The 25,679-nt window shown below is 69.1% G+C and carries 26 protein-coding genes; 18 read left to right on the forward strand and 8 right to left on the reverse strand.

The annotated features are described in order from the left end of the window. Window positions 1-34 precede the first annotated feature (34 nt). Window positions 35-1,210, reverse strand: a complete 1,176-nt coding sequence (locus BC358_RS19950; RefSeq protein ID WP_127805015.1) for a CaiB/BaiF CoA-transferase family protein — start codon at window positions 1,208-1,210, stop codon at window positions 35-37. Next, window positions 1,207-2,502: a 4-aminobutyrate--2-oxoglutarate transaminase gene (gene gabT, locus BC358_RS19955; protein ID WP_066158318.1), complete on the reverse strand. Its 1,296-nt coding sequence runs from the start codon at window positions 2,500-2,502 to the stop codon at window positions 1,207-1,209. The genes BC358_RS19950 and gabT overlap by 4 nt, the downstream gene beginning before the upstream one ends. Window positions 2,503-2,649: 147 nt before the next feature. On the opposite strand from gabT, the gene BC358_RS19960 reads away from it, so the two are divergent. Beyond that, the gene (locus BC358_RS19960; RefSeq protein ID WP_066158321.1) at window positions 2,650-4,056 is read left to right on the forward strand and encodes a PLP-dependent aminotransferase family protein; all 1,407 of its coding nucleotides are present in this window, start codon (window positions 2,650-2,652) and stop codon (window positions 4,054-4,056) included. Window positions 4,057-4,160: 104 nt separating this feature from the next. Then, window positions 4,161-6,788 (forward strand): alanine--tRNA ligase, encoded by a 2,628-nt coding sequence (gene alaS, locus BC358_RS19965; protein ID WP_079367184.1) that lies wholly within the window; start codon window positions 4,161-4,163, stop codon window positions 6,786-6,788. 3 nt (window positions 6,789-6,791) lie between these two features. Here alaS and BC358_RS19970 read toward each other — a convergent pair whose 3' ends face one another. After that, window positions 6,792-7,733 (reverse strand): pseudouridine synthase, encoded by a 942-nt coding sequence (locus BC358_RS19970; RefSeq protein WP_079367185.1) that lies wholly within the window; start codon window positions 7,731-7,733, stop codon window positions 6,792-6,794. A 47-nt stretch (window positions 7,734-7,780) separates the two neighbouring features. Here BC358_RS19970 and BC358_RS19975 point away from each other — a divergent pair, with 47 nt between their 5' ends. After that, entirely contained in the window at window positions 7,781-8,038 is a 258-nt protein-coding gene (locus BC358_RS19975; RefSeq protein ID WP_066158327.1) for a hypothetical protein, read from the forward strand. Between the two features lie 14 nt (window positions 8,039-8,052). Here the strand turns inward: BC358_RS19975 and trmB are convergent, their stop codons facing one another. Next, a complete protein-coding gene (gene trmB, locus BC358_RS19980) occupies window positions 8,053-8,796 on the reverse strand; it encodes a tRNA (guanosine(46)-N7)-methyltransferase TrmB (RefSeq protein WP_079367186.1) in 744 nt (247 codons plus the stop codon). 175 nt (window positions 8,797-8,971) lie between these two features. Here trmB and BC358_RS19985 point away from each other — a divergent pair, with 175 nt between their 5' ends. Beyond that, complete coding sequence (locus tag BC358_RS19985; RefSeq protein WP_066158331.1) at window positions 8,972-10,129, forward strand: ABC transporter substrate-binding protein; 1,158 nt, start codon at window positions 8,972-8,974, stop codon at window positions 10,127-10,129. A gap of 7 nt (window positions 10,130-10,136) precedes the next feature. On the opposite strand, the gene gluQRS is transcribed toward BC358_RS19985, so the two are convergent. The 3 genes from gluQRS to BC358_RS20000 form a co-directional block, all read right to left on the reverse strand. After that, window positions 10,137-11,027 (reverse strand): tRNA glutamyl-Q(34) synthetase GluQRS, encoded by an 891-nt coding sequence (gene gluQRS, locus BC358_RS19990; RefSeq protein ID WP_066158333.1) that lies wholly within the window; start codon window positions 11,025-11,027, stop codon window positions 10,137-10,139. 7 nt (window positions 11,028-11,034) lie between these two features. Beyond that, window positions 11,035-12,153, reverse strand: a complete 1,119-nt coding sequence (locus tag BC358_RS19995) for an NAD(P)/FAD-dependent oxidoreductase (protein WP_143434379.1) — start codon at window positions 12,151-12,153, stop codon at window positions 11,035-11,037. A gap of 68 nt (window positions 12,154-12,221) precedes the next feature. Next, on the reverse strand, window positions 12,222-13,166 hold the full coding sequence (locus tag BC358_RS20000) for a LysR family transcriptional regulator (RefSeq protein WP_066158335.1): 945 nt from the start codon (window positions 13,164-13,166) through the stop codon (window positions 12,222-12,224). Window positions 13,167-13,313: 147 nt separating this feature from the next. On the opposite strand from BC358_RS20000, the gene BC358_RS20005 reads away from it, so the two are divergent. From BC358_RS20005 to BC358_RS20015, 3 genes are all read left to right on the forward strand, one after another. Further along, window positions 13,314-14,015 carry a pirin family protein gene (locus BC358_RS20005; protein WP_079367187.1) on the forward strand — a complete coding sequence of 234 codons (702 nt, stop codon included), beginning with the start codon at window positions 13,314-13,316 and terminating at the stop codon, window positions 14,013-14,015. A 66-nt stretch (window positions 14,016-14,081) separates the two neighbouring features. Beyond that, the gene (locus BC358_RS20010; RefSeq protein WP_079367188.1) at window positions 14,082-14,636 is read left to right on the forward strand and encodes a flavodoxin family protein; all 555 of its coding nucleotides are present in this window, start codon (window positions 14,082-14,084) and stop codon (window positions 14,634-14,636) included. Between the two features lie 52 nt (window positions 14,637-14,688). Continuing rightward, window positions 14,689-15,384, forward strand: a complete 696-nt coding sequence (locus BC358_RS20015; protein ID WP_066158472.1) for a DUF599 domain-containing protein — start codon at window positions 14,689-14,691, stop codon at window positions 15,382-15,384. Here BC358_RS20015 and BC358_RS20020 read toward each other — a convergent pair. After that, complete coding sequence (locus BC358_RS20020; RefSeq protein ID WP_241559724.1) at window positions 15,365-16,069, reverse strand: phosphatase PAP2 family protein; 705 nt, start codon at window positions 16,067-16,069, stop codon at window positions 15,365-15,367. The genes BC358_RS20015 and BC358_RS20020 overlap by 20 nt on opposite strands. A gap of 168 nt (window positions 16,070-16,237) precedes the next feature. On the opposite strand from BC358_RS20020, the gene BC358_RS20025 reads away from it, so the two are divergent. Genes BC358_RS20025 through BC358_RS20075 form a run of 11 tightly spaced genes read left to right on the forward strand, consistent with a single transcriptional unit; the run spans window position 16,238 to window position 25,675 of the window. Next, complete coding sequence (locus BC358_RS20025) at window positions 16,238-16,483, forward strand: phosphopantetheine-binding protein (RefSeq protein ID WP_066158342.1); 246 nt, start codon at window positions 16,238-16,240, stop codon at window positions 16,481-16,483. Next, window positions 16,480-17,739 carry a beta-ketoacyl synthase gene (locus BC358_RS20030; RefSeq protein WP_079367189.1) on the forward strand — a complete coding sequence of 420 codons (1,260 nt, stop codon included), beginning with the start codon at window positions 16,480-16,482 and terminating at the stop codon, window positions 17,737-17,739. Before BC358_RS20025 ends, BC358_RS20030 begins: the two co-directional genes overlap by 4 nt. Window positions 17,740-17,755: 16 nt before the next feature. After that, window positions 17,756-18,037, forward strand: a complete 282-nt coding sequence (locus tag BC358_RS20035; protein WP_079367190.1) for a phosphopantetheine-binding protein — start codon at window positions 17,756-17,758, stop codon at window positions 18,035-18,037. Next, window positions 18,034-19,386, forward strand: coding sequence for an AMP-binding protein (locus BC358_RS20040; protein ID WP_079367191.1), 1,353 nt, complete (start codon window positions 18,034-18,036; stop codon window positions 19,384-19,386). The genes BC358_RS20035 and BC358_RS20040 overlap by 4 nt, the downstream gene beginning before the upstream one ends. Next, window positions 19,373-19,678: a hypothetical protein gene (locus BC358_RS22460; RefSeq protein WP_079367192.1), complete on the forward strand. Its 306-nt coding sequence runs from the start codon at window positions 19,373-19,375 to the stop codon at window positions 19,676-19,678. Before BC358_RS20040 ends, BC358_RS22460 begins: the two co-directional genes overlap by 14 nt. Further along, a complete protein-coding gene (locus BC358_RS20050; RefSeq protein WP_206610781.1) occupies window positions 19,675-20,595 on the forward strand; it encodes an acyl-CoA synthetase in 921 nt (306 codons plus the stop codon). Before BC358_RS22460 ends, BC358_RS20050 begins: the two co-directional genes overlap by 4 nt. Beyond that, a complete protein-coding gene (locus BC358_RS20055) occupies window positions 20,592-21,161 on the forward strand; it encodes an outer membrane lipoprotein carrier protein LolA (protein ID WP_079367193.1) in 570 nt (189 codons plus the stop codon). Before BC358_RS20050 ends, BC358_RS20055 begins: the two co-directional genes overlap by 4 nt. Then, window positions 21,158-23,521, forward strand: coding sequence for an MMPL family transporter (locus tag BC358_RS20060; RefSeq protein WP_218669512.1), 2,364 nt, complete (start codon window positions 21,158-21,160; stop codon window positions 23,519-23,521). Before BC358_RS20055 ends, BC358_RS20060 begins: the two co-directional genes overlap by 4 nt. Continuing rightward, a complete protein-coding gene (locus BC358_RS20065; RefSeq protein WP_218669513.1) occupies window positions 23,518-24,159 on the forward strand; it encodes a hypothetical protein in 642 nt (213 codons plus the stop codon). Before BC358_RS20060 ends, BC358_RS20065 begins: the two co-directional genes overlap by 4 nt. Next, window positions 24,156-24,956, forward strand: coding sequence for a polysaccharide deacetylase family protein (locus BC358_RS20070; RefSeq protein WP_066158353.1), 801 nt, complete (start codon window positions 24,156-24,158; stop codon window positions 24,954-24,956). Before BC358_RS20065 ends, BC358_RS20070 begins: the two co-directional genes overlap by 4 nt. Next, window positions 24,953-25,675 (forward strand): cyclopropane-fatty-acyl-phospholipid synthase family protein, encoded by a 723-nt coding sequence (locus BC358_RS20075; RefSeq protein ID WP_066158355.1) that lies wholly within the window; start codon window positions 24,953-24,955, stop codon window positions 25,673-25,675. Before BC358_RS20070 ends, BC358_RS20075 begins: the two co-directional genes overlap by 4 nt. Window positions 25,676-25,679: the final 4 nt, after the last annotated feature.

Here is a 25,679-nt window from a genome sequence, read left to right on the forward strand (position 1 = left end):
GTTGTGTGTGGGAGCGGGCCCGGTGGGCGGATCATCAGGAGGTATGCAACCACCGTGCCTGATGCGCGTCCAGTGCGGGCGGCGGCAGGTCGGCGACCGGGCGCTGGCCATCGAACAGCATGGGGTTGGCGACCATGGGTGGGGTCGACGCGTCGCGTGGTTGTAGCGCCATTCCGCGCGCCGCCACATGCGGATGTTCCATGACTTGAGCAATGTCAAGAATCGGTGCGCAGGGCACGCCCGCCTGGTCGAGCAGGGCGACCCATTCGGCCGTGTCTTTCGTCATCGTCCAGCCGGTGATCAGCGGCACCAGCGTGGCGCGGTGTTCGACGCGCGCCGGATTGGTCGAGAAGCGCGCGTCGCGCGAGACCGCGGGCTGCCCGGCGGCGTCGCAGAACTTGGCGAACTGGCCGTCGTTGCCCACCGCCAGCACCATGTGGCCGTCGCGCGTGGGGAACACCTGGTAGGGCACGATGTTCGGGTGCGCGTTGCCCATGCGCGTCGGGGTCTTGTTACCGATGAGCTGGTTGCTGGCCTGGTTGGCCAGCATGGCCACCTGCACGTCGAACAGTGCGGCGTCGATCACCCGGCCCTTGCCCGTGCGTGCGCGCTCGTGCAGCGCGGCGAGGATGGCGGTGGTGGCGTAGACGCCCGTCATCAGGTCCGTCACGGCGACGCCGACCTTCTGCGGCTCTTCGCCCTTGTTTCCGGTGATGCTCATCAGGCCGCCTTCGGCCTGTATGGCGAAGTCATAGCCGGCGCGGTGAGCGAGTGGCCCGGTCTGGCCGTAGCCGGTGATGGAGCAATAGATCAGGCGCGGGTTGATGGCCTGCAGGCTCACCGCGTCGAGGCCGTAGCGCGCCAGCTGGCCGACCTTGTAGTTTTCAATGAGCACGTCCGCCTCGCGCGCCAGCTCGCGCACGGTCTGGATGCCTTCGGGCGAGGCGATGTCGATCGCCACCGAGCGCTTGCCGCGGTTGGCGCAGACGAAGTACGCGGCCACGCGCGCCTCGCCTTCGCCCCACCACGGCGGGCCCCAGGTGCGGGTGTCGTCACCGGCGCCTGGGCGCTCGACCTTGAGCACCTCGGCGCCGTAGTCGGCCAGCATCTGGCCGGCCCAGGGACCGGCCAGCACGCGCGACAGATCGAGCACACGCACACCCTCGAGCGGCCGGGGCGGCTGGGCGCTCATGCGATCCGGCGCCGTCATGCCAGCGCAGCAGCGAGGGACGCAGCCATGATGTCCAGACCCTCGTCGAGCAGGGCGTCGCTGGCCACCAGCGGCACCAGCACGCGGATCACGTTGGCGTACACACCGCAGCTCAGCAGGATCAGGCCACGCTTCTGCGCCTCGGCCACCATGCGCTTGGTCAGTTCGGCGTCGGGCTGGTGCGGGTCGCCGTTCTTGCACAGCTCGATGGCCACCATGGCGCCCAGACCGCGCACCTCGGCGATGCAGTTGTGCTGCGCCTGCAGGGCCTTGAGGCGGCTGGTCAGGCGCTCACCCACGGCGCGGCTGCGCGCCAGCAGGTTTTCCTTTTCGAAGGTCTCGATCACCGCCAGCGCGGACGCGCAGGCCAGCGGGTTGCCGGCGTAGGTGCCGCCCAGGCCGCCCACGGCGGCGGCGTCCATGACCTCGGCCTTGCCGATCACGGCCGACAGCGGCATGCCACCGGCCAGCGACTTGGCCATGGTGATCACGTCGGGCGCCACGCCCCACTGCTCGCAGGCCAGCCAGGTGCCGGTGCGGCCGGCGCCGGTCTGCACTTCGTCGGCGATCAGCAGGATGCCGTGCTGGTCGCACAGGGCGCGCAGGCGCTGGGCGAAGGCGGGCGACGCGGCGTAGAAGCCACCTTCACCCTGCACCGGCTCCAGGATGATGGCGGCCACGCGAGAGGCCTCCACGTCGTACTTGAACAGCGCTTCCACCGAGGCGATGGCGTCGTCTTCGCTCACGCCGTGCAGCGGGTTGGGGAACTTGGCGTGGAAGACTTCAGCCGGGAAGGGGCCGAAACCCGCCTTGTAGGGCGCGACCTTGCCGGTGAGGGCCATGCCCATCAGGGTGCGGCCGTGGAAGCCGCCGCCGAAGGCGATGACGGCCGAGCGCTTGGTGTAGGCGCGGGCCACCTTGACCGCGTTTTCCACCGCTTCGGCGCCGGTGGTCAGGAAGAAGCTCTTCTTGGCGAAGTTGCCCGGCGCCATGGCGTTGAGCTTCTCAGCCAGTTCCACATAGGACTCATAGGCCAGCACCTGGAAGCAGGTGTGCGTGAAGCGCTCGAGCTGCTCGGCCACGGCCTTGACCAGCGCCGGGTGGCGGTGGCCGGTGTTCAGCACCGCGATGCCGCCCGCGAAGTCGATGTAGCGACGGCCTTCGACGTCCCAGACCTCGGCGCCTTCGGCGCGGTCGGCGAAGATTTCGAAGCCCTGGCCCAGCCCGTTGGGCAGAGCGGCGCGGCGGCGGGCCATCAGGGCGGCGTTGGTGAAGTGGGGTTCGCGTTGCATGCTGGGGCTCCGTTCGTGAACAAGTTTCAGACTGGGGCGCACTGTAGGCGCCAAAGCCGGCGGCTAACATATACAGACACTGGCTGTACAGCGATGCACTGTATAGCTCTGTTGTCCTGTACAGACAAACCCCAATTCCCCTCGTCCATGTTTTCCCTTAACCCGAAAGGCGCGACCCCGCTGGTGGTTCAGATCGTCGAGGGTTTCCGCGCCGCCATCCAGGGCGGGGGTCTGCGCCCCGGCTCCAAGGCCCCTTCCATCCGCCAGTTTGCGCACGCGCACGGTGTCAGCACCTATACAGTTGTCGACGCCTACGACCGGCTGGTGGCCCTGGGCTACTTCGTCTCGCGCCCGCATTCGGGTTTTTTCGTGCGCCAGCGCGAAGCCCTGGCCCGGCTGAGCGCCGGCAACGCACCGGCCGAAGCGGCCAACTACAACTTCGATTCGATGTGGTACCTGCGCCGCGTGTTCGAGGCGCGGGCTCTGAAGATGAAGCCCGGCTGCGGCTGGCTGCCCGGCGACTGGCTGTTCGAGGAAGGCATGCGGCGCAGCCTGCGCACGCTGGCGGCCGAGAACGTGGACCTGGGAGGCTATGGCGAACCCAAGGGCTTCATGCCGCTGCGCCAGCTGGTGCGCGACCTGCTGGCCGAGCAGGAGATCGCCGTCAGCGCCGACCAGGTGCTGCTGACCCAGGGCTCCAGCCAGGCCATGGACCTGGTCGCACGCCGCCTGGTGCGTCCGGGCGACGCGGTGCTGGTGGACGACCCCGGCTACCCGAACATGCTGTTCTCGCTGCGCTTCCTGGGCGCGCGCCTGATCGGCGTGCCGCGCACGCCCGACGGCTACGACCTGGCGGCGCTGGAAGCGCTGGTCAAGGAGCACCAGCCCAAGGTGTTCTTCACCCAGCCGCGCCTGCAGAGCCCCACCGGCTCGGTCGCCAACCTGGCCCACCTGCACCGCGTGGTGCTGCTGGCCGAGCAGCACCAGTTCACGGTGGTCGAAAACGACATCTACGCCGACCTGGACCCCGAGCCGCGCCCCTCGCTGGCCAGCCTGGACCAGCTGCAGCGCGTGGTCTACATCAGCAGCTTTTCCAAGACCATCTCACCCAACATCCGGGTGGGCTTCATGGCGGCGCCGCCGGATCTGCTGGAGGACTTCGCCCAGCTCAAGATGATCTCGGGCCTGACCTCGTCCGAGTTCAGCGAGCGGCTGGCCTACGGCGCCCTGGTGGACGGCCGCTGGCGCAAGCACCTGCGCGGCCTGCGCGAGCGGCTGGCGCAGGCGCACCAGCGGGTGGGCCAGGCGCTGGAGAGTCTGGGCTTCGATCTGTTCTGCGAACCCAAGGCCGGCATGTTTCTCTGGGCGCGCCACCCCGACATCCAGAACGCCACCGAGCTGGCCTACCAGGCGGCCGAACAGGACATCCTGCTCGGCCCCGGCCACCTGTTCGACCCGGAGCTGCAGCCCAGCCCCTGGTTCCGTTTCAACGTCGCCTTCACCGACGATCCGCGCGTGCTGAGCTTCCTCAGCGACCACCGCCACGCCGGGTGACCCCGCAGTTTGCGAAAATGGCGGGCTTCGCGCCCGCAAAATACCGGGTTTCGCGTCTGCGTCAGCCGGCGCCACCCACCGATAACCCCCAAAGACAGGCCACCATGACCGCCCCCGCCGTTGCTTCCGTCGCCGACATCCGCAAGACCTTCCTGGATTTCTTCGCCTCCAAGGGCCACACCGTGGTGGCGTCCAGCCCGCTGGTGCCGGGCAACGACCCGACGCTGATGTTCACCAATTCGGGCATGGTCCAGTTCAAGGACGTGTTCCTGGGCACCGACAAGCGCAACTACGTGCGCGCCGCGTCCGTGCAGGCCTGCCTGCGCGCCGGCGGCAAGCACAACGACCTGGAAAACGTGGGTTACACCGCCCGCCACCACACCTTCTTCGAGATGCTGGGCAATTGGTCCTTCGGTGACTACTTCAAGCGCGAATCGCTGATGTGGGCCTGGGAATTGCTGACCGAGGTCTACAAGCTGCCGCCCGAGCGCCTGCTGGCGACCGTGTACGCCGAGGACGACGAGGCCTACGACATCTGGACCAAGGAAATCGGTCTGCCGCCCGAGCGCGTGATCCGCATCGGCGACAACAAGGGCGGCCGCTACAAGAGCGACAACTTCTGGATGATGGCCGACACCGGTCCTTGCGGCCCCTGCTCGGAGATCTTCTACGACCACGGTCCCGAGATCCCCGGCGGCCCCCCGGGCAGCCCGGACGAAGACGGCGACCGCTTCATCGAGATCTGGAACAACGTGTTCATGCAGTTCGACATGAAGGAGGACGGCTCGGTCACGCCGCTGCCCGCGCCCTGCGTGGACACCGGCATGGGCCTGGAGCGCCTGGCCGCCATCCTGCAGCACGTGCACAGCAACTACGAGATCGACATCTTCGACGTGCTGATCAAGGCCGCCGCGCGCGAGACTGGCACCGCTGACCTGAGCAATCCCTCGCTGAAGGTGATCGCCGACCACATCCGCGCGACCTCGTTCCTGATCAGCGACGGCGTGATCCCCAGCAACGAAGGCCGTGGCTATGTGCAGCGCCGCATCATCCGCCGCGCCATCCGGCACGGTTACAAGCTGGGCCAGAAGACCCCGTTCTTCCACAAGCTGGTGCCCGATCTGGTGAAGATGATGGGCGAGGCCTACCCCAACATGGCCTCGCAGGCGCAGCGCATCACCGAGGTGCTCAAGGCCGAGGAAGAGCGCTTCTACGAGACCCTGGCCAACGGCATGGAGATCCTCGATGCCGCCCTGGCCGACGGCGCCAAGGTGCTGCCGGGTGAGGTGGCCTTCAAGCTGCACGATACCTACGGCTTTCCGCTGGACCTGTCGGGCGACGTCTGCCGCGAGCGCGGCCTGACGGTGGACGAGGCTGGTTTCCACGCCGCCATGGAAGCGCAGAAGGCCAAGGGCCGCGCGGCCGGCAAGTTCAAGATGGACAAGGCGCTGGAGTACAGCGGCGCCGGCAACACCTTCGTTGGCTACGAGCAGCTCGAAGCCCCCGCCAAGGTGGTGGCGCTGTACCTGGACGGCACGCCGGTGGCCGAACTCAAGAGCGGCCAGCAGGGCGTCGTGGTGCTGGACACCACGCCCTTCTACGCCGAGAGCGGTGGCCAGGTGGGTGACGAAGGCCTCATCACCAGCGGTTCCGCCAGCTTCGCGGTGGGCGACACGCAGAAGATCAAGGCCGACGTGTTCGGCCACCATGGGGCGGTGGAGCAGGGCACGCTGGCCGTGGGCGACAGCGTCACCGCCTCGGTCAACCTCGACCAGCGCGCCGCGACCATGCGCAACCACAGCGTCACCCACCTGATGCACAAGGCCCTGCGCGAGGTGCTGGGCGCCCACGTGCAGCAGAAGGGCTCGCTGGTCGATGCCGAGAAGACGCGCTTCGACTTCACCCACAACGCGCCGGTCACCGACGAGCAGATCCGCGAGATCGAGCGCCGCGTGAACATGGAGATCGTCGCCAACGCGCCGACCCAGGCGCGGGTGATGGACATCGAATCGGCCAAGTCCACCGGCGCCATGATGCTGTTCGGCGAGAAGTACGGCGACACCGTGCGCGTGCTGGACATCGGCAGCAGCCGCGAACTCTGCGGCGGCACGCACGTCAAGGCCACCGGCGACATCGGTTTCTTCACCATCACCGCCGAGGGTGGCGTGGCCGCCGGCGTGCGCCGCGTCGAGGCCACCACCGGCCTGAACGCACTGCGCTATGTGCAGGGCATGGAAGACACGCTGGGCGGCGTGGCCGGCACGCTCAAGGTGGCGCCGGGCGAGGTGCCGGCCCGCGTGGGCGCGCTGCTGGAGCAGATGCGCGAGCTGGAAAAGGAAATGAACGCGCTCAAGAGCCGCCTGGCGTCGGCCCAGGGCGACGAGCTGGTGAATCAGGCGGTGGACGTCAAGGGCATCAAGGTCCTGGCGGCCACGCTGGCCGGCGCCGACGCCAAGGCCCTGCGCGAGACCATGGACAAGCTCAAGGACAAGCTCAAGACCGCCGCCATCGTGCTGGCCGCCGTGGACGGCGGCAAGGTGCAGCTGGCCGCAGGTGTGACGGCCGACAGCGTGGGCAAGGTCAAGGCAGGTGAACTGGTCAACTTTGTCGCCCAGCAGGTGGGCGGCAAGGGCGGCGGCAAGCCCGACATGGCCATGGCCGGCGGCACCGATGCATCGGGTCTGCCAAAGGCGCTGGCGTCGGTGCAGGCCTGGGTTTCTGAAAAACTGTAGATCTCAGCCCGGGCTGGGCCATTTGAGGTCCAGCCCGCTTTCAAAGCTCCGTTGCTCGCCCGTCACCGGGTCCGTGAAGGCGATGGCACGCGCCAGCAGGCGCAGCGGGTCGGCATAGTCTTCGGCCTCCCCAGGCCCGCGCCGCACGCGCGGGTAGAACTGGTCGCCCGCCAGCGGCAGGCCCAGCGCGGCCATGTGCACGCGCAGTTGGTGGCGCTTGCCAGTGACAGGCTCCAGGCGGTAGCGGCCCCAGGCGCCGCGACACTCCAGCAGGGCGATGGCGGTTTCGCTGTTGGGTTCGCCGTCCACTTCGGTCATGCGGTAGAACGCTTCGGGGTCTTCGGCCATGCGGCTGCGGTGCACCCGGGGCAGCGCCAGCGCAGGGTCGAGCGGCGCCATCGCTTCGTAGACCTTGTCCACCGAGCGCTCGCGGAACAGCGCCTGGTAGGCACCGCGGTCCTGCGGGCGCAGGCTGAACACCACCAGTCCGGCGGTCTCGCGGTCGATGCGGTGGATCGGGCTGAGCGTGTCGATGCCGGTGGCCTGCTTGAGCCGCACCAGCAGGCTCTGGCGCACGAAGCGGCCGGTGGGGGTGACCGGCAGGAAGTGCGGCTTGTCGACCACCAGCAGGTGCGCGTCCTGGAACCGCACCGTGGCCTCGAACGGGATCTCGGGCTCGTCGTCCAGCGCACGCCAGTAGTAGAGCCGGCCGCCGCCCCGGTAGGCATTGTCCGCGCGCACCGGCTGGCCGTGTTCGTCCAGCACCTGGCCGTCGGACAGGCGCTGTTGCCAGGCGCCGCGGTCCACCGCCGGCAGGCGCTCGGCCAGAAAGTCGAGCAGGGTCGGCCAGCGACTGTCGCCCGCAGGCAGCAGCGGCAGCGCCACGCAACTGGGCGAAACGCCGTCGCGGGTCGGGATCAGGGGGTTTTTCGGCGGACGGGCCATGGTGGAAGCGGGTATTCTCTGCGCCTTCTCACCCAGACCCCGCCGCGATGATTGCTGTGCTGCCCCTGTGTTCTGAACGTTCCGCCCGCCGCTGGCGCGTGCTGGGCGCGCTGCTGCTGTCGGTGCCCCTGCTGGGTGGCTGCGCGGTGATCGCGGTGGCCGATGTCGCGGCCTCGGCGGTGGTGGGCGTGGCCGGCCTCGCGGTCGATGCCGCCGTGGGCACGGCCCGCATCGGCGGCAAGATCATCGGCGCCGGGGCCGACGCGGTGCTCGACGACGACGAAGACGAAGCAACGGACGACTGAGCCTTGCGGCGGGCTCAGACCCGCCGGAACACCAGGTCCCAGACGCCGTGGCCGAGCTTGAGGCCGCGGTTCTCGAACTTGGTCAGCGGGCGGTAGTCGGGCTTGGGCGCGTAGCCGTCACCGTCGGCCGGCGCGGTGTTTTGCAGCAACGGTTCGGCGCTCAGCACCGCCAGCATCTGCTCGGCGTAGGGCTGCCAGTCGGTGGCCAGGTGCAGGTAACCCCCGGGCCTGAGGTGGCGCGCGAGCCGGTTCACAAACGGCCCCTGGATCAGACGGCGCTTGTGGTGGCGGCTCTTGTGCCAGGGGTCGGGGAAGAAGATGTGCACGCCGTCCAGGCTCTGCTCGGGCAGCATGTGGTCCAGCACCTCGACCGCGTCGTGGCGGAAGATGCGGATGTTCTCGATGCCCTGTTCGCCACAAAGCTTGAGCAGGGCGCCCACGCCCGGCTCGTGCACCTCGCAGCACAGGAAGTTGTCGCCCGGCCGCACCTGGGCGATCTGCGCCGTGGCGCCGCCCATGCCGAAGCCGATTTCCATGATCAGCGGTGCCTGCCGGCCAAAGGCCGCGACCGGGTCCAGCAGGGTGGACGCGTCGTAGTTCAGCAGGAAACGCGGACCGAACTGCTCGTAGGCACGCTGCTGGCCGGGGCCTACGCGGCCCGTGCGCAGCACGTAGCTCTTGACCACGCGCATGAAGGGCTTGGACGGGGTGCCCGGCTGGGCGGCATCTGGGGTGTGGGGCGTGGAATCGTCGGACATGTGAGGCTGCCGCAGGCCATGGATCGCCCGGGGTGCGTGATTGTAGGTGCGGTGCTGTACTGAAAAAGAATGTGCCTTGCCGGACTGCGCGATGGGCGGTCCCATCGGGCGTATGAAAGTTGCTTCACAAGGTGTGAGCCATGGTTAGCATTCGCGGCATCTTCGTTGGGAATTCATGACACACCACACCTCTTCCATCCGCCGCGGCCTGACCCGCCGAGCCTTTGCCGGTGGCATCGCCGGAGCCGCCGCCCTGGCGGTGCCCGCGCTGCGGGCGCAGTCGTCCAATCGCATCGTGCTGGGCCAGTCGGCCGCCTTCACCGGCGCGGCCGCCCAGTTGGGCATCCAGTTCCACGCAGGCGCCAAGCTGTTCTTTGACCAGTACAACGCCCAGGGCTCGGGCCGGGCCCGGGTCGAGATCGAGCAGATGGACGACGGTTACGAGCCGGACCGCTGCGCAGAGAACACCCAGAAGCTGCTGGACAAGGACGTGTTCGCGCTGTTCGGCTATATCGGCACGCCCACCAGCGTGGCGGCGCTGCCGCTGGCGACCAAGGCCGACATGCCGTTCATCGCCCCGTTCACCGGCGCCATGTCGCTGCGCCAGCCGTTCAACCGCATGGCCTTTCACCTGCGGGCCTCGTACAACGACGAGACCGAGCTGATCGTCAAGAACCTGGTCAACCTCGGGCTGACCCGGGTCGCGGTGTTCCACCAGAACGATGCCTATGGCAAGGCCGGTCTGGACGGCACCGTGCTGGCGTTGGCCAGCCGCGGCCTCAAGCCGGTGGCGACCGGCACGGTCGAGCGCAACAGCGTGGACGTGGCGGCGGCGGTGGCCACCATCAACGCCGCCAACCCGCAGGCCGTGGTGCAGATCAGCGCCTACAAATCCTGCGCCGCGTACATCCGCGCGGCACGCAAGGCCGGCTTCGGCGGCAGCTTCTACAACGTGTCTTTCGTGGGCACGCAGGCGCTGGCCGATGAGCTGGGCAAGGACGGGGCCGGCGTGGTGGTGTCGCAGGTGGTGCCCAACCCGTTCAGCACCGCCAAACCCATCACCCGCGAGTTCAGGGACGCCATCGCCCAGGGCGGCAACAAGGTGCAGGCCAACTTCTCCAGCCTGGAAGGCTATCTCGCCGCCAGGCTGGTGGCCGAAGGCCTGCGGCGCGCGGGCGGCCGTTCGGGCCGCGACGGTCTGATCAGCGGGCTGGAGGCAATTGGCGACACCTCGTTCGAGGGCTATGCGATCTCCCTCGGCCCGAAAGACCACGTCGCGTCGTCGTTTGTCGAGCTCTCGATGCTGACCGGCGACGGCAAGGTCCGGACCTGATCCCGCGTCAGCCGGTGATCGGTTCGCGCCAGGGCCAGGCGCGGGTCCAGCGGGCCAGCGCCTCGTGCAGTGGGCCGGCCGCACCCGGCAGGCCCAGCACCGCGGCCGCGGTCTGAAGCGCCGCCAGCGGATCGCGCAGGTCCAGGGCCTTGGCCCCGTTCTGCTTGCTCAGCTTTTCTCCGCTGGCGTCCCGCACCAGGGGTGTGTGCAGGTACGAGGGCGTGGGCAGGCCCAGGGCACGCTGCAGCAGGATCTGGCGCGGCGTGTTGTCGGCCAGATCCTCGCCGCGCACCACATGGGTGATGCCCTGTGCGGCGTCGTCGACCACGACCGCCAGCTGGTAGGCCCAGAGGCCATCGGCGCGGCGCAGCACGAAGTCGCCCACCTCGGCGGCCACATCCTGCTGCTGAGCCCCGAGGCGCCGGTCCTGCCAGTGCATCTCACCGGGGTCGACCTGCAGCCGCCAGGCGCGAGCCGCCTTGCCCTGCAGGCCGCCGCGCTCGGGCCGGCAGGTGCCGGGGTAGACGGCGGCGTGGTGGCGTTCGCGGTGTCGGCCGGCGGCGTGCAGGGCGGCTTCGATGTCCTTGCGCGAGCAGGCGCAGGGGTAGGCATCGCCTTGTGCGATCAATCGGTCCAGCGCCGCCTGGTAGTGGGCGCCGCGCGTGGATTGCCAGCACACGGGCTCGTCGGACACCAGGCCGCAGGCGGCCAGCTGTTCAAGGATGAGCCGGTCGGCCCCGGGCACGCAGCGAGGCGTGTCCACGTCTTCGATGCGCACCAGCCACGCCCCGCCGTGTGCCCGCGCATCCAGCCAGCTGGCCAGCGCCGCGACCAGGGAACCCGCGTGCAGCGGGCCGGTAGGAGAGGGGGCGAAACGTCCGCGGTAGCCGGATGCCACGGTTGTGTCAGATCACCGCAAGCGCCAGTTCGAGCCCGGACACGAAGGCGTCCTCGACCCGGTGGCCCAGGCACCAGTCGCCACACAGGCCGATGCCCAGCGCCGGGTCGAACAGGTGCGATCGGCCCAGCGGGGTCTGGGTCTGCGCGTAGCGCCAGCGGTGCACGACGGCGTGGGGTGGCGTGGCGCGGATGCCCGTGATCTCGGCGAAGCCCTTGAGCAGCTTGGCCTTGACGCGCTCGGCATCGTCTTCCAGGTGTTTGGTGGACCAGGCCGGGCTGGCCTGCACGGTCCAGCGCTCGATGCGCTCGCGCCCGGGCTTGCTGTTCTCGCGGGCGAGCCAGCTGATGCGGTGGTGGGTGCTGCGCGCGGCGTTCCACTGCGGGCCCAGGTGCGCCAGGCCCGGCTGCATCGCGTTGGGATAGGCCACCATCAGCGTCCAGCAGGGCGCCACCTGCACCTCGGTGAGCGCCTGGCGCAGGTCGGGGGCCAGGCCGGAGGACTGCAGCAGGTCGTGCGCCTGCATGTGCGGCACGGCCAGCAGCACGCGGTCGAAGCCGCCGATCACCATCTGGCCACCATCGGCGTCTTCGGCCCGCAGCTGCCACTGCTCGGGGTGCAGCGCGTCGCGCTCGATGTGGTGGACACGGGTGCCGGTAAAGGTGCGGGCCGGCAGGTGACCGTGCAGTTCGGGCTGGGCCAGGGGCTGGGCCCAGTGGTTCACCAGGCCGCTCATGCCCGGCACGGCGACGAAGTGGGGTTCGGTGGGCGGCGGGGCGCTGGCCAGCACATGGCCGAAGGCGTCGAGCACGCGCACCGTGCTCACGCTCCAGGGGCGCACCTGGGCCTGGGCGGTCAGCAGCACGCGGGCAAAGCGGCTGTCCCGCACCGTGAAGTACTGGGCGCCGTGGTCGAAGCCGCCGAACTCGGTGCTGCGGGTCGCCATGCGGCCGCCAAAGCCGCGGCTCTTTTCGAACACCGAGACGCGGTGGCCTGCCTGCAGCAGTGTTCGCGCGCACGCCACGCCGGCCATGCCTGCGCCGATCACTGCAAAGTGCAGCGGCTCGGTCACCTTGGGAGCCCGGGCAGAGGTCGTGCGTTTGCTGGGAGCCTTCTTGTTGTTCATGGTGTGGCGCAGTGGGTTGGGATGAGAGCACTGTAGCAGTGCAGATGCGGTTGCAGGCTTGCGACGCCTCAACCCACGTGATGGTTTTCCAGCAGGGCGCTGCGGGTGGTCGGGTGCTGCAGGCGTTCCAGCCACCAGCGCATGGCCTGGCCGGCCTCGCCGCTGTGCGGCCGGCGCCAGGCATAGCCGACGCGGAAGACGTGGTTGGGGCGCTGGACCGCCTTGACCACCAGGTGGCCAGCCGAGATGTAGGGCTGGGCCAGTGGCAAGGGCAGGAAGCCACAGCCCAGGCCGCGCAGCTGGGCTTCGAGCTTGTGCTGCATGGTCGGCACGGTGAGCACGTCTTGCCCGGGCAGGATGTTGAACGACTGCCCGTTGCCGCGCTGGGTGCTGTCGGCCACCGCCACCGCCCGGTGCGGGCGGATTTCGTCGTCCCCGATGCTGTGCTCGATGTCCGCCAGCGGGTGGTGCGGCGCCACCGCGAACACGAAGCGCAGCTGGCCCATCGGCGCGGTCTGGATGTCCGGCAGCGAGGCGTCGGCCGACACCCCGAGCGCCAGGTCGGCCAGGCCACCCCGCAGCGCCTCCAGCGTGCCCGAGAGGGTTTCGGCCCGGATCTTCAGCCGGGTCGGGGCGCCCGTGGCGTAGAAGGCTTCGCACAGTTCAAACAGCGTGCTGCGTGCCATGACCGCGTCGGTGGCGATGGTCAGCTGCGGCTCCCAGCCGGTGGCGACCCGCTTGACGCGCTGGGCCACCGCATCGAGCTCGTCCAGCAGGTACTGGCCCGAACGCAGCAGCTCGGCCCCGGCGGGGGTGAGCTGGGCGCGGCGCGCGCTGCGGTCGAACAGCAGCACGTCCAGCGCGTCCTCGACCTGCCGCACGCGGTAGGTCAGGGCGCTGGGCACCATGCCCAGCTCACGGGCCGCGGCGGCCATGCTGCCCAGTCGCGCGACCGCTTCGAGCAGGCCCAGGTTTTCCGGAGACAGGGCAGACCGGGGGGCGGTGGAGGCCATGGAATCACCATCGGGAAAGTGGTTGTGGAGACATTTTCATTCAACTGGATTGAATGGTGCCAACAATTTCCTGCGACCTCCCAGGTGGGCGCCGTGCCCACAATGACTCCCATGCCGGCACTCTGCCGGCGCCAGCAGGAGACCCACATGATGAAAATCCGCCGCTCCCAGGACCGTGGTTATGCCGACCACGGCTGGCTCAAGAGCCACCACTCCTTTTCGTTCGCGGGCTACCACGACCCGGCCTGGATGGGCTGGGGCAACCTGCGCGTGATCAACGAAGACCGGATCGCCCCGGGCACCGGTTTCGGCACGCATGGTCACCGCGACATGGAAATCATCAGCTACGTGCTGCAGGGCAACCTGGCGCACAAGGACAGCATGGGCAATGTCAAGGGCATCCCGCCGGGGGAGGTGCAGCGCATGAGCGCCGGCACCGGCGTGATGCACAGCGAGTTCAATCATGCGCCGAACAGCGTGACGCACTTCCTGCAGATCTGGATCGAGCCGTCCCGGCGCGGCATCGAGCCCGGCTACGAGCAGAAGGCCTTCGACTCGGCGGAGAAGACCGGCCGGCTGCGCCTGGTGGCGTCACCCGATGGTGCGCAGGGCTCGGTCACCATCCACGCCGACGCCTCGCTGCACGCCGGGTTGTTCGACGGTGAGCAGCGCGCCGAGCTGGCCATCGACCCGGCGCGCAAGGCCTATGTGCACCTCGTCCGTGGCGCGCTCGATGTCAACGGCCAGCGCCTGCAGGGTGGCGACGCCGCACTGCTGGCCCAGGAGGAGCGCATCGTGCTCGAACACGGCGACAGCGCCGAGGTGCTGGTGTTCGAATTGTCCCAGTGAGCGGGGCCTGGCCCTCTGTCTCTTTTCACCATCCCGCGCTCCGGCGCATTCACTCAGGAGTCACAAATGGCAAAAGTTGTCGTGGTCTATCACTCGGGTTACGGTCACACCCAGCGCATGGCGCAGTCGGTGGCCCAGGGCGCTGACTCGGAGCTGCTGGCGATCGACGCCGATGGCAACCTGCCCGAAGGTGGCTGGGAAACGCTGGATGCGGCCGACGCGATCATCTTCGGCTCGCCGACCTACATGGGCTCGGTGAGCTGGCAGTTCAAGAAGTTCGCCGACGCTTCCAGCAAGCCCTGGTTTGCCCAGAAATGGAAAGACAAGGTGGCCGCAGGCTTCACCAACAGCGCTGGCATGAACGGCGACAAGTTGCAGACGCTGAACACCCTGTTCACCCTGGCCATGCAGCACGGGATGATCTGGGTCAGCCAGGGCCTGATGCCCAGCAACACCAAGGGCGCGCAGCGCAACGACGTGAACTACCTGGTGAGCTACAGCGGCGCCATCGCCCAGTCGCCATCCGATGCCGGCGCCGCCGACATGCTGCCGGGCGATCTGGAGACGGCCCGCCTGTTCGGTGAGCGGGTGGCGTCTGTGGCTGCGAAATTCAAGGGCTGACCACGGGTCGGCACCTGTGTCCGTGGCCGGGATGGGCCTTACCATCCCGGCCATGAAAATCTTCTCGATCCTCCCCTGGGCAGACTGGCTGGCGCTGGTCTGCTTTTTTGCCTTGTGGGTGGGCTACGCCTGGTTCGCCAAGGTGCTCGGGCAGCGCCGGTCCTCGCTGCTGATCACCACCAACCGCTACCGGGGCTACTGGATGAAGCAGGCGGCGATGCGCGACCCGCGCATGCTCGATGGTCTGATTACGCAGACCCTTTCCAACACGCCGGCGTTCTTTTCTTCCACGTCCATTCTGGTCATCGGTGGTCTGTTCGCCCTGCTGGGCACCACCGACAAGGCGACCGAGCTGATGAGCGAGATCCCGTTCGCCCAGGCGACGCCGCTGATCGTCTTCGAGTTCAAGATCCTCGTGCTCGTGAGCATCTTCGTCTACGCCTTCTTCCGCTTTTCCTGGTGCATGCGGCAGTACACGTTTGTGGCGCTGGTGATCGGATCCATGCCGCCGCCGTCCGATTTCCAGTCCGGCAAGTTCGATGCCCAGGAGTACGCCCACCGGGCGGCGGCCATGGTGGGCGCCGCCGCCGAAACCTTCAACGACGGCCTGCGCGCCTACTACTTCTCGTTCGCGGCGCTGGCGTGGTTCATCTCGCCGCTGGCGATGGTGCTGGGCACCATGGCCGTGGTGGCCATTCTCTACAGCCGCGAGTTTCACTCCGAAGTGCTCAAAGTCTTGCGGGACTGAGGGGGCGCGGGGTCGTGTCCCGGATGTGGGCCAGGGACGCGGCCGAAAACAGCAACCCCAGCGCGGCGCCGCCCAGCACGTCCAGCGCTACGTGCTGCAGGGTGGCCATGGTCGACCAGGCGATGGCCACGCAATGCAGCGCGGACAGCCACAGCACCCAGACCGGCGTCCGGAGCTGGCGCAGGAGGCGGTGCAGCCAGCAGGCGCTGAAGACCGCCGAGGCCACGTGCAGCGACGGGCAGGCGTTGCCCGCGGCGTCCACGCCCTTGATCAGGGCCAGGCCCGGGTAGAGCGCCCAGTCGACGTCGAACACCGGCGTCTGCGTGGGCCAAGCCCAGAAAATGGCCAGTCCGGTCAGGCACAGCGCGCCGACCCACACGCCGAACCAGATCAGGGCCCGGAGGTTGCCGATCAGGGCGGGTGCGAGCGACACATAGACCCAGAGCGACAGGTAGACCGGAAACGCTGAGGGGGTGAACTGCACCCAGTGGTCCAGCCAGATTTCGGGCATGACCGTGGGATCGGCCTGCGGGTTCTCCAGCAGCGCGAAATAGGCGCGGAAGAACAGGAACATGAAGGCGCTGGTGCCGATGGCCTTGAGCCAGGTCTGGAAACAGATGCGTTGCCATACCCGCGACCACCAGCCCTCGGCGGCCGGCGCCAGGGTCTCCATCGAGGGGATCATGTCAGGGCGAGGGGACCGGGTCCCCGAAGGTGCGGGCTGTACAATCGAAAGCTTCCAAAAATGAGATGTTCGGCGGTCTGCGCCGGGCTTCGTGCTGGCCCTGCGGTCCATCTGGGTTCCGCGTCCGGCGCCGGTGTCAGGCCACTGGCCAGCCATGAAATGTATGTCATGCAATCGACCGAACTGATCCGTCAATTCCTTCACGAGCGACTGGGCGCCGATCCGCAACTGGTCGTCCATGAGGCGCGCCTGGCGGACATCGGCGTGGACTCGCTGATGCTGGCAGAACTGATGTTCGAGGCGGAAGACCGCCTGGGCATCTCGATCGATTCCAATGTGCCGCCCCCCAAGACGGTCGGCGACATGGTGACCCTGATCGATTCGCTGCAGGCTGCCAAGACCGGCCGACCATGACCCGCCGCCGAGTCGCCATCACGGGCCTTGGCATGGTCAGCCCGTACGGAGACGGCGTCGATGCCTTCTTCGCACACCTGCTGGCAGGCCGATCGGCTGTGCGCCTGCTGCAGACCGAGGACAAGCCCCGTCCTCTGAACATGCCTTTTGTCACCTGCAGCGGCTTCGATGCGGGCGCTGCCCTGGGCAAGCCCCTGGCCGGCATGATGGAGCGGTTTGCTCACCTCGGTGTGGCCTCCGCGTTCGACGCCTGGCGGGATGCCGGTCTGGAGCGCCAGGCCGCCGATCCGGCCGAGCGTGAGAACTGGGCTTGCATCTGGGGCACCGCCCTCGGCGGCATCCTGGCCTTCGAGAAGGGTTACCGCGACCTGTGGCAGAACGGACGCGAGCGCCTGTCGCCCCTGTCGGTGGTCATGGGCATGAACAACGCCGTCAACGCCCACCTGTCGATCCAGCTCGGGCTCGGTGGCATCAGCATGAGCCACACGGTGGCCTGTGCGTCCTCAACGGTGGCCATCGGCGAGGCCTTTCGCCGCGTGCGCGACGGCGATGCCACGGTGGCCATCACCGGTGGTTCCGATGCCACGCAGGCCTACGGTGTGGCCAAGGCCTGGGAAGCCATGCGCCTGGTGGCGCCGGGCAACGAGGACACCGCCTTCATGGCCTGCCGGCCCTTTTCCTCCGACCGCGCCGGACTGGTGTTGGGCGAGGGGGGCGCCGCCATGGTGCTGGAAGACTGGGACCATGCGGTGGCCCGGGGCGCCCGCATCCACGCCGAGATCGTCGGTTACGGGGCCAGCTGCGACCGCAGCCACCTGGTGCGCCCCGAGGCCGATGGCCAGGCGCGGGCCCTGCGCGCAGCGCTGGCCGACAGCGGGCTCGGGGTGGACGAGATTGGCTACGTCAACGCCCACGGCACCGCGACGGTCGAGGGCGATCCGGTTGAAATCACGGCCCTGCGCCAGGTGTTCGGCGACCGGGCCCCGCGCCTGGCGGTCAGCGCCACCAAGTCCATGCATGGCCACCTGCTCGGTGCCGCCGGCGCGATTGAGGCCCTGGCAACTGTACTGGCCCTGCGCGAAGGAGCCATTCCCCCGACGGCCCACCTCCAGGGGCGGCTGGATCCCGCCTGCGAAGGGGTGGACCACGTGTTCGAAGGGCGCGAAGGCGTGCCGCTAAGGGCCGCGCTGTCCAACTCCTTTGCCTTCGGCGGGAGCAACGCCGTGCTGGCATTCCGCGCCGCGCCCGCCCCCTGATTCACCGAGACCGACCATGTCCCAAGCCCCACAGACTCCCCTGAACGACCTCATGGCCGAGGTCGCCGCCCTGATCGTCGAGGCGCTCAACCTCGACGTGACGCCCGAAGACATCCGGCCCGACGATCCGCTCTATGGCGAAGGCCTGGGGCTGGACTCGATCGACATGCTGGAGATCTCGCTGGTCATTTCCAAGCAGTACGGCTTCCAGCTCAAGTCGGACAACGAGAACAACGTCAAGATCTTCGCCTCGCTGCGCTCCCTCTCGGAACACATCGCGAGCCAGCGCACCAAGTGAAGCCGATCACCGGTCACGGGCTGGACGATGTCCTGGCCTGGCGTCCTTCCGGGCCGGTCCGGGTGCGCGAGTTCCTGGCCGATGCCCTATCCGTGGCGGCGCTGCTGCCAGCAGGCTCCGGTGTGCTCAACCTCTGCGAAGACCGCTACCACTTCGCGGTGCTGTTCGCGGCCTGCCTGCTGACGGGCAAGGTCAGCCTGCAGCCATCGTCCCATTCGGCCGAGACGCTACAGCGCCTGGAGCAGGAACATCCCGGCTGTTTCGCCGTGGTCGACGGGCCGTTCGACGTGGCGGGGCTGCCGAGCCTGCCGTTTCCGGATCTCGCTGCCTTGAACCGCGTGTCGGTGGACCGTGTCCCCGAGATCGACGAGGGCCGTGTGGTCGCGATCCTGTTCACCTCCGGGTCCACCGGCCTGCCGCAGCCGCACGCCAAGACCTGGGGCCGCCTGGTGCAGAACGGCCGCGCCGAAGCGGTGGCGCTCGGGCTGGACCGACGGCCGCATGTGCTGGTCGGCACAGTGCCGGTGCAGCACAGCTACGGTTTCGAGTCCACCTTCCTGCTGGCGCTGCATGGCGGGTGCAGCTTCTGGAGCGGCAAGCCGTTCTTTCCGCAGGACGTGGTCGACGCGCTGGCCGCCGTGCCGCAGCCGCGCATGCTGGTGACGACGCCCTACCACCTGGGTACCTTGCTGGGCTCCGGTCTGGACTGGCCGGCCCTGGACATCTGCCTGTCGGCGACCGCGCCGCTGGGCACCGAACTGGCGACCCGTGTCGAATCGCACAGCGGCGCGCCGGTGCACGAGATCTACGGATCGACCGAGTCGGGCCAGCTGGCCACCCGCCGCACCACCGCTGGCGCCGTCTGGCAGCTCCTGCCCGGCGTGCGCCTGGTGCAGCACGCCGACACCACCAGCGCCTGCGAGGGGCATGTGGAAGGCGTCGTGCCTCTGTCGGACATCATCGAGCTGCAGGACGGTGGGCGCTTCCTGCTGCACGGACGCCACGCCGACCTGGTCAACATCGCGGGCAAGCGCAGCTCGCTGGCCTACCTCAACCACCAGCTGTGCGCCATCGAGGGGGTGCAGGAGGGGGCTTTCTTCCTGCCCGACGAGGCCGACCAGTCGGCCGATGGCATCACCCGGCTCACCGCCTTCGTCGTCGCGCCCGGCGTGCCGCCGCGGTCGCTGCAGGCGGCGCTGCGCCAGCGCATCGACCGCGTGTTCCTGCCGCGCCCGCTGGTGTTTGTCGAGGCCCTGCCGCGCAACAGCACTGGCAAGCTCATGCGCTCGACGCTGCAGGAGCTGTACCGCCTGCATGTCGGGCCGGGGAGTCACCATGGTCCTGCTTGATCAGACCTGGCGCGTGCCCGCCGACCACCCGGCGTTCGCTGGGCATTTCCCCGGCCATCCCATCGTGCCGGGGGTGGTGCTGCTCGACCGCGCGGTGCAGATGGCCCAGCGGCTGCGGGGTGGTCCGCTGGCCGGTTGGCAGGTCACGCAGGTGAAGTTCCTCAGCCCCTGTGGCCCGGACGATGAGCTGGTCTTCGTGCTGCGCGAGGGCACGCGGGGCGGGCTGGCGTTTTCGGTGCACTGTGGCGACCGCGAGGTGGCGTCCGGCGGTTTGCTGCCACCTGCGCCATGAGCCTTCCCGACCCCACGGACAGCGCCCAGCCCGAGTGGATGCGGCGCCAGGAGCGCAGCAACCTGGCGATCCTGCGCCTGATGGTCTGGATTTCGCTGACCTTCGGCCGGGGCATCGGCCGCGTCGTTCTGCACGCCATTGCGGCGTACTTCGTGCTGTTCGCGCCGGCCGCGCGCCGGGCCAGCCGGGCCTATCTGCGCCGGGTGCTGGGCCGCTGGGCGCTCTGGCGCGACGGCTTCCGGCATGTGTTCAGTTTCGCCAGCACCATCCACGACCGCATTTACCTGCTCAACGACCGCTTCGACGTGTTCGACATCCAGGTCCACGGTGGCGAGGCGCTGATCGAGTCGGTGCGCAGCCAGCCCGGGGCGCTGCTGGTCGGCGCCCACCTGGGCAGTTTCGAGGTACTGCGCGCGATGGGGCGGGGCAAGGAGGGGCTCAAGGTCGCGATGATGATGTACGAGCAGAACGCCCGAAAGATCAACGCCACGCTGGCAGCGATCAACCCCAAGGCGATGCAAGATATCATTTCCCTGGGGCAGATGGAGTCGATGCTGGAGGCGCGCGACAAACTCGACCAGGGCTATCTGGTGGGCATGCTGGCCGACCGTTCGCTGGGCGATGACGCCACGCACGAGGTGGAGTTCCTGGGCTCTCCCGCTGCATTCCCGCTGGGGCCTTGGCGCATGGCGGCGATGCTGCGCCGGCCGGTGTTCCTGATGGCCGGTCTCTATCTGGGCGGCAACCGCTACGAGCTGCATTTCGTCGAACTGGCCGACTTTTCCAAGGTCGAACGCAGTGGCCGCGACGCCGCGATCCGCGAGGCGGTGCAGCGCTACGCCGACAGCCTGGCCGATCTGTGCCACAAGGCCCCCTACAACTGGTTCAATTTCTTCGATTTCTGGCAAAAAAAATGATGCGACGTTTTGTGCTGGCCCTGCTGGGCCTGGGCCTCTGGACCAGTGCCCAGGCCGCCTTCGACATCGACCAGCTGATGAGCGAACTGGCGACGCAGAAGGGCGGTCGCGCTCGTTTCGTCGAGACGCGCCATGTGGCGCTGCTGGACAAGCCGGTGCGGGCCAGCGGCGAGATGTTGTTCAGCCCGCCGGACCGGCTGGAAAAACGCACCCTGCTGCCCAAACCCGAAACCATGGTGCTGGACAAGGACACCCTGAGCCTGGAGCGCGACAAGCGCAAGTTCACCATCCACCTGGCCAACCGCCCGGAGGCGCAGGCTTTCGTCGAGAGCATCCGCAGCACCCTATCGGGCAACCGCAAGGCGCTGGAGCAGGACTACGCGCTCGCGCTGGAAGGTGAAAGCCAGCGCTGGGTGCTGACCCTGGTGCCCAGGGACGACACCATCCTGGCGCTGCTCAAGCGCATCACGGTCAGCGGCAGCCGGAACCAGGTGCGGCACATCGAGTACCTCCAGGCTGACGGCGACCGTTCGGAAATCAGCATCGACCCGATCGAGGCCCAGTGAAGTCCGCGGCGGTCCGAGTCTTCCTGGTCTGGCTGGCGCTGATGCTGGCCGGTCTGGCCGTGGTCTGGAACAGCCGGTTCACGGCCGACATGTCGTTCTTCCTGCCGTCCAATCCCAGCGCCGAGCAGCGCGCCCTGGTGGAGCAGTTGCAGGACGGGTCCGTCTCGCGCCTGCTGATGGTGGCGGTCGAGGGCGGCGACGAGAAGCAGCGGGCGGCGGTGTCGCGGGCGTTGCGCCAGGCGCTGGCGGCCGACCCGGACTTTCTCTCGGTCCAGAACGGTGAGGCCGGTGGCCTGGAGGGCGAGCGCGACCGCCTGCTGGCGCACCGCTACGCGCTCAGCCCGTCCGTCTCGCCCGAGCGCTTCACCGAGGACGGCCTGCGCGCGGCAGTGACCGACACCATCGACCTGCTGTCCTCGCCCGCGGGCATGCTGCTCAAGCCCTACCTGGCGCGCGATCCGACCGGCGAGGTGCTGTCCATCCTGGGCCAGCTCAACCCCGGCGCCCAGCCCCAGATGCGGGCCGGCGTCTGGGCCTCACGCGATGGCGAGCGCGCCATGCTGCTGCTGCAGACGCGGGTGCTTGGCTCGGACACCGATGGCCAGGCGCTGGCCATCGACAAGGTGCACGCCGCCTTCGAGCAGGCGCGCGCGTCGACCGGCCACTCCGCGCTGACGATGGTCCTGTCCGGACCGGGCCAGTTCGCGGTGCAGGCACGCGAGACCATCAAGAGCGAGGCCAAGCGCCTGTCGCTGATGAGTTCGATCGCCATCTGGCTGGTGCTGTTCTGGGTCTACCGTTCGTTCAAGCTGCTGGCCCTGGGCCTGATCCCGGTGCTCAGCGGCACGCTGGCCGGCATCGCCATGGTCAGCCTGGTGCACGGCACGGTGTTCGGGGTCACGGTGGGCTTCGGTTCGGCGCTGATCGGCGAGGCGGTGGACTACGCCATCTACTACTTTGTTCAGGCCGGCCACCAGGGCGTGGACCAGTGGCGCCGGGTGTTCTGGCCGACGATCCGGCTGGGCGTGATGACGACCGCTATCGGCTTCGGCGCGCTGCTGTTCTCGGGCTTCCCGGGGCTGGCCCAGCTGGGTCTGTACGCGCTCTCGGGCGTCGTCACGGCGGCGCTGGTCACGCGCTTCGTGCTGCCTTCGCTGACCGGGCCCGGCCTGCGCGTGCCGGCACACGAGGTCTGGGTGCGGCGCTGGATGGCGCTGCTCGGCCGGGCGCACCACCTGCGCTGGGCGATGGTGGGGCTGGCGGTGGTCGTGGCGGCCTACCTATGGGTCCAGCGCGATTCGCTCTGGAGCGCCAACCTGTCCGCGCTGTCCTCGGTCACCGCGGACGAGGCGAACGCCGACGCGCGCATGCGCGCCGACCTCGCGGCGCCCGACGCGCGCTACCTGGTGACGGTCAGCGCCGACAGCCAGGAAGCCGCCCTGCAGGCGGCCGAGAAGGCCGGTCAGCGGCTGGACGCGCTGGTGGAGCAGGGCGTCATCGGCGGCTACGACTCGCCCGCCCGCTTCCTGCCCAGCGCAGAGCTGCAGCAGCAGCGCCTGGCCAGCCTGCCGCCGGCCGAGGTGCTGCGCGAGCGCCTGCAGCGGGCGCTGGTGGACGCCCCGCTGTCCGCTGCGCGGCTCGAACCCTTCATCAGTGACACCGAGGCGGCGCGCGCCGCCGGGCCGATGACCCGTGCCGACCTCGACGGCAGCGCCCTTGCCCTTGCGGTGGACTCCCTGCTGATCCACGGCAAGGACGGGCACTGGACGGTGATGCTGCCGCTGCGCCCGGCGCCTGGCGTCCCCGATGCCGCCATCCCGGCCCAGCCGGTGGAGCAGGTGCTGGATGGCAGCGGCGCCCTGTTCGTGGACCTCAAGACCGAGTTCGAGGGCCTGTATTCCACCTATGTCGAGGAGGCGGTCGAGTTGTCCCTGCTGGGTGTGCTGGCCATCGCACTGCTGCTCGCGGTCTCGCTGCGCTCGGTGCTGCGGCTGGCCCGGGTGCTGTTCACGCTGGCGCTCGCCGTGGGCCTGGTGATGGTGATGCTGAATCTCGCGGGTGTCAGGCTGCACCTGCTGCACCTGGTGGGCCTGCTGCTGATCTTTGCGGTCGGCTCCAACTACGCCCTGTTCCTCGACCACCCCGGAGACGGCGAACCGCTGGACCCGGCCACCCTGCTGTCGATGGGGGTGGCGGTGCTGACCACGGTGATCGGCTTCGGCACGCTCGCCAGTTCGAGCGTGCCGGTGCTGCAGGCGGTGGGCATCACCGTCGGTCCGGGGGCGCTGCTGGCGCTGGTGCTGTCGGCCGTGCTGGTGTACCCGAAGCCGGCTCACCCGCCGAGCGGGGTCGCGGCGTGAACCCGACCGAGCGCCTGCTCCAGGGGGCAGACACCCTGCTGCTGATGCTGCCCGGGGCGCTGATGACGCCGCAGCACATGGTGCAGGCCGGCCTGTTCGACGAGCTGGCGAAGCGCCGGCTGGCGCTGGACCTGGTGGCGCCCGACCTGCACGCGGAGGGGGCCGACAACCGGATCGCGCTGCGGCGGCTTGAGGACGAGTGGCTGGCCCCTGCGCGCAAGCACTACCGGCGCGTGTGGCTGGGTGGCATCTCCCGTGGCGGGCAACTGGCGCTGTCCTGTTGGGCGGGGCAGGTGGGCGCGGTGAACGGTCTGTGCCTGCTCGCGCCCTATGCGGGCGGGCGCCTCACCACCAACGCCATCGTGCGCGCCGGTGGCCTGGCGAGCTGGATCGCGACCGACGACCAGATGAGCGACCCGGACGTGCGCCTGTGGCACTGGCTGCAGTCCCCCCCGCCGGCTGTGCCGATGTTCATGGGCTATGGCGACCGGGACCGGTTCGCCGACGGCATGTCGCTGCTCGCGCAGCACCTGCCGCTGCCGCGCTGCGAAGTGCTGCCGGGCGACCACGACTGGTCCGCCTGGCTGCCGCTGTGGCAGCGCTTTCTGGACGCCGGCCATTTCGACGCCCAGGCATGAGCAGACCCTGGTCGCCGTCCCCCTTTCTCAAGGCCTCGGCCGTGCTGCACGCCGGTGCGGCGGTGGGGGCGGCGGTCGACCCGTCCACCTGGCCCCTGGCGCTGGGCGCGGTGGTGGCCAACCACGCGGTGATCACCACCGCCGGACTGCTGCCGCGGACCACCCTGCTCGGGCCCAACCTCACCCGCCTGCCGGCCGCCGCCCAGGCGCGCGGCGAGGTCGCGCTGACCATCGACGACGGGCCCGATCCGAAGGTGACGCCGCAGGTGCTGGACCTGCTGGATGCCGCGGAGGCCAGAGCCACCTTTTTCTGCATCGGCTGGCGCGCCCGTCTGCACCCGGCGCTGTGCCGCGAGATCGTGGCGCGCGGCCACAGGGTGGAGAACCACGGCGATTCGCACTCCAACGCGTTCTCGCTGTTCGGCCCGGGCCGCATGCGCGCCGACATCGCCGCCGCCCAGGCCACGCTGGCCGACATCACCGGCCAGGCGCCGCTGTTCTTCCGGCCCACCGCCGGCCTGCGCAACCCGTTTCTGGACCCGGTGCTGGCGGCGCTGGACCTGCGGCTGGCGGCCTGGACCCGGCGCCCCTACGACACGCGCGACGGCCGGCCGGAGCAGGTGCTGGCGCGGCTGACCCGCGGCCTGGGTGCCGGCGACATCCTCCTGATGCACGACGGCCACGCCGCGCTCACGCCCGATGGTCTGCCCGTCATCCTCTCGACCCTGCCGGTACTCCTGCAGACCCTGAGGGCACAGCGGCTGCGGCCGGTGACCCTGCAACAATCCCTGCAATGAGCCAGACCTTCTTTCCTCTGCTGCTGGATGAGGCCACCAAGGGCTTCCGTTCCGGGGGGCCGTTCGCCCACCACTACGCCCGCGGCAAGCTGGGCACCGACCCGATCTTTCGCGAGATGCTGCGGCGCGGGCTGCTGCCGGCCGGTGGCCGCCTGCTGGACCTCGGCTGCGGCCAGGGCAGCCTCTTTGCGTGGCTGCTGGCGGCCCGCCGGCTCCACGAACAGGGGCAGTGGCAGGCCGACTGGCCGGCGCCGCCCCGGTTCCGCAGCATGCGGGGCGTCGAGCTGATGCAGAACGACGTCGACCGCGCGGCCCATACCTTCGGCCGCGACCACCCGGTGGTGCGGGTGGAGCAGGGCGACATGAACGCGGTCGACTTCGGCCAGGTCGACGCGGTCACGATTCTCGATGCGCTGCACTACTTCGACCATGCCCAGCAGACCAAGGTGCTCCAGCGCATCCACGCCGCACTGCCCGAAGGTGGCCTGTTCCTGACCCGCATCGGCGACGCCAGCGCCGGCCTGCCGTTCCACATCTCCAACTGGGTCGACCACGTGGTCACCTTTGCCCGCGGCCACCGGCTGCCGCAGCTGTACTGCCGCTCGCTGGCCGACTGGACCGCGCTGCTGACGGACCTCGGCTTCGACGTGGAGTCGGCCCCGATGAGCGAGGGCAAGCCCTTCGCCAATGTCATGCTGGTCTGCCGCAAGCACGGCTGACGGC

It is taken from the genome of Hydrogenophaga sp. H7, assembly GCF_002025745.1.
Lineage (GTDB): Bacteria > Pseudomonadota > Gammaproteobacteria > Burkholderiales > Burkholderiaceae_C > Hydrogenophaga > Hydrogenophaga pseudoflava.

Excerpts from the sequence above, each read along its gene's own strand:
- BC358_RS19950 (WP_127805015.1), bottom strand. The coding sequence starts at position 1,210 with ATGACGGCGCCGGATCGCATGAGCGCCCAGCCGCCCCGGCCGCTCGAG.
- gabT (WP_066158318.1), bottom strand. The coding sequence starts at position 2,502 with ATGCAACGCGAACCCCACTTCACCAACGCCGCCCTGATGGCCCGCCGC.
- BC358_RS19960 (WP_066158321.1), top strand. The coding sequence starts at position 2,650 with ATGTTTTCCCTTAACCCGAAAGGCGCGACCCCGCTGGTGGTTCAGATC.
- alaS (WP_079367184.1), top strand. The coding sequence starts at position 4,161 with ATGACCGCCCCCGCCGTTGCTTCCGTCGCCGACATCCGCAAGACCTTC.
- BC358_RS19970 (WP_079367185.1), bottom strand. The coding sequence starts at position 7,733 with ATGGCCCGTCCGCCGAAAAACCCCCTGATCCCGACCCGCGACGGCGTT.
- BC358_RS19975 (WP_066158327.1), top strand. The coding sequence starts at position 7,781 with ATGATTGCTGTGCTGCCCCTGTGTTCTGAACGTTCCGCCCGCCGCTGG.
- trmB (WP_079367186.1), bottom strand. The coding sequence starts at position 8,796 with ATGTCCGACGATTCCACGCCCCACACCCCAGATGCCGCCCAGCCGGGC.
- BC358_RS19985 (WP_066158331.1), top strand. The coding sequence starts at position 8,972 with ATGACACACCACACCTCTTCCATCCGCCGCGGCCTGACCCGCCGAGCC.
- BC358_RS19995 (WP_143434379.1), bottom strand. The coding sequence starts at position 12,153 with ATGAACAACAAGAAGGCTCCCAGCAAACGCACGACCTCTGCCCGGGCT.
- BC358_RS20000 (WP_066158335.1), bottom strand. The coding sequence starts at position 13,166 with ATGGCCTCCACCGCCCCCCGGTCTGCCCTGTCTCCGGAAAACCTGGGC.
- BC358_RS20005 (WP_079367187.1), top strand. The coding sequence starts at position 13,314 with ATGATGAAAATCCGCCGCTCCCAGGACCGTGGTTATGCCGACCACGGC.
- BC358_RS20010 (WP_079367188.1), top strand. The coding sequence starts at position 14,082 with ATGGCAAAAGTTGTCGTGGTCTATCACTCGGGTTACGGTCACACCCAG.
- BC358_RS20015 (WP_066158472.1), top strand. The coding sequence starts at position 14,689 with ATGAAAATCTTCTCGATCCTCCCCTGGGCAGACTGGCTGGCGCTGGTC.
- BC358_RS20020 (WP_241559724.1), bottom strand. The coding sequence starts at position 16,069 with ATGATCCCCTCGATGGAGACCCTGGCGCCGGCCGCCGAGGGCTGGTGG.
- BC358_RS20025 (WP_066158342.1), top strand. The coding sequence starts at position 16,238 with ATGCAATCGACCGAACTGATCCGTCAATTCCTTCACGAGCGACTGGGC.
- BC358_RS20030 (WP_079367189.1), top strand. The coding sequence starts at position 16,480 with ATGACCCGCCGCCGAGTCGCCATCACGGGCCTTGGCATGGTCAGCCCG.
- BC358_RS20035 (WP_079367190.1), top strand. The coding sequence starts at position 17,756 with ATGTCCCAAGCCCCACAGACTCCCCTGAACGACCTCATGGCCGAGGTC.
- BC358_RS22460 (WP_079367192.1), top strand. The coding sequence starts at position 19,373 with ATGGTCCTGCTTGATCAGACCTGGCGCGTGCCCGCCGACCACCCGGCG.
- BC358_RS20050 (WP_206610781.1), top strand. The coding sequence starts at position 19,675 with ATGAGCCTTCCCGACCCCACGGACAGCGCCCAGCCCGAGTGGATGCGG.
- BC358_RS20055 (WP_079367193.1), top strand. The coding sequence starts at position 20,592 with ATGATGCGACGTTTTGTGCTGGCCCTGCTGGGCCTGGGCCTCTGGACC.
- BC358_RS20070 (WP_066158353.1), top strand. The coding sequence starts at position 24,156 with ATGAGCAGACCCTGGTCGCCGTCCCCCTTTCTCAAGGCCTCGGCCGTG.
- BC358_RS20075 (WP_066158355.1), top strand. The coding sequence starts at position 24,953 with ATGAGCCAGACCTTCTTTCCTCTGCTGCTGGATGAGGCCACCAAGGGC.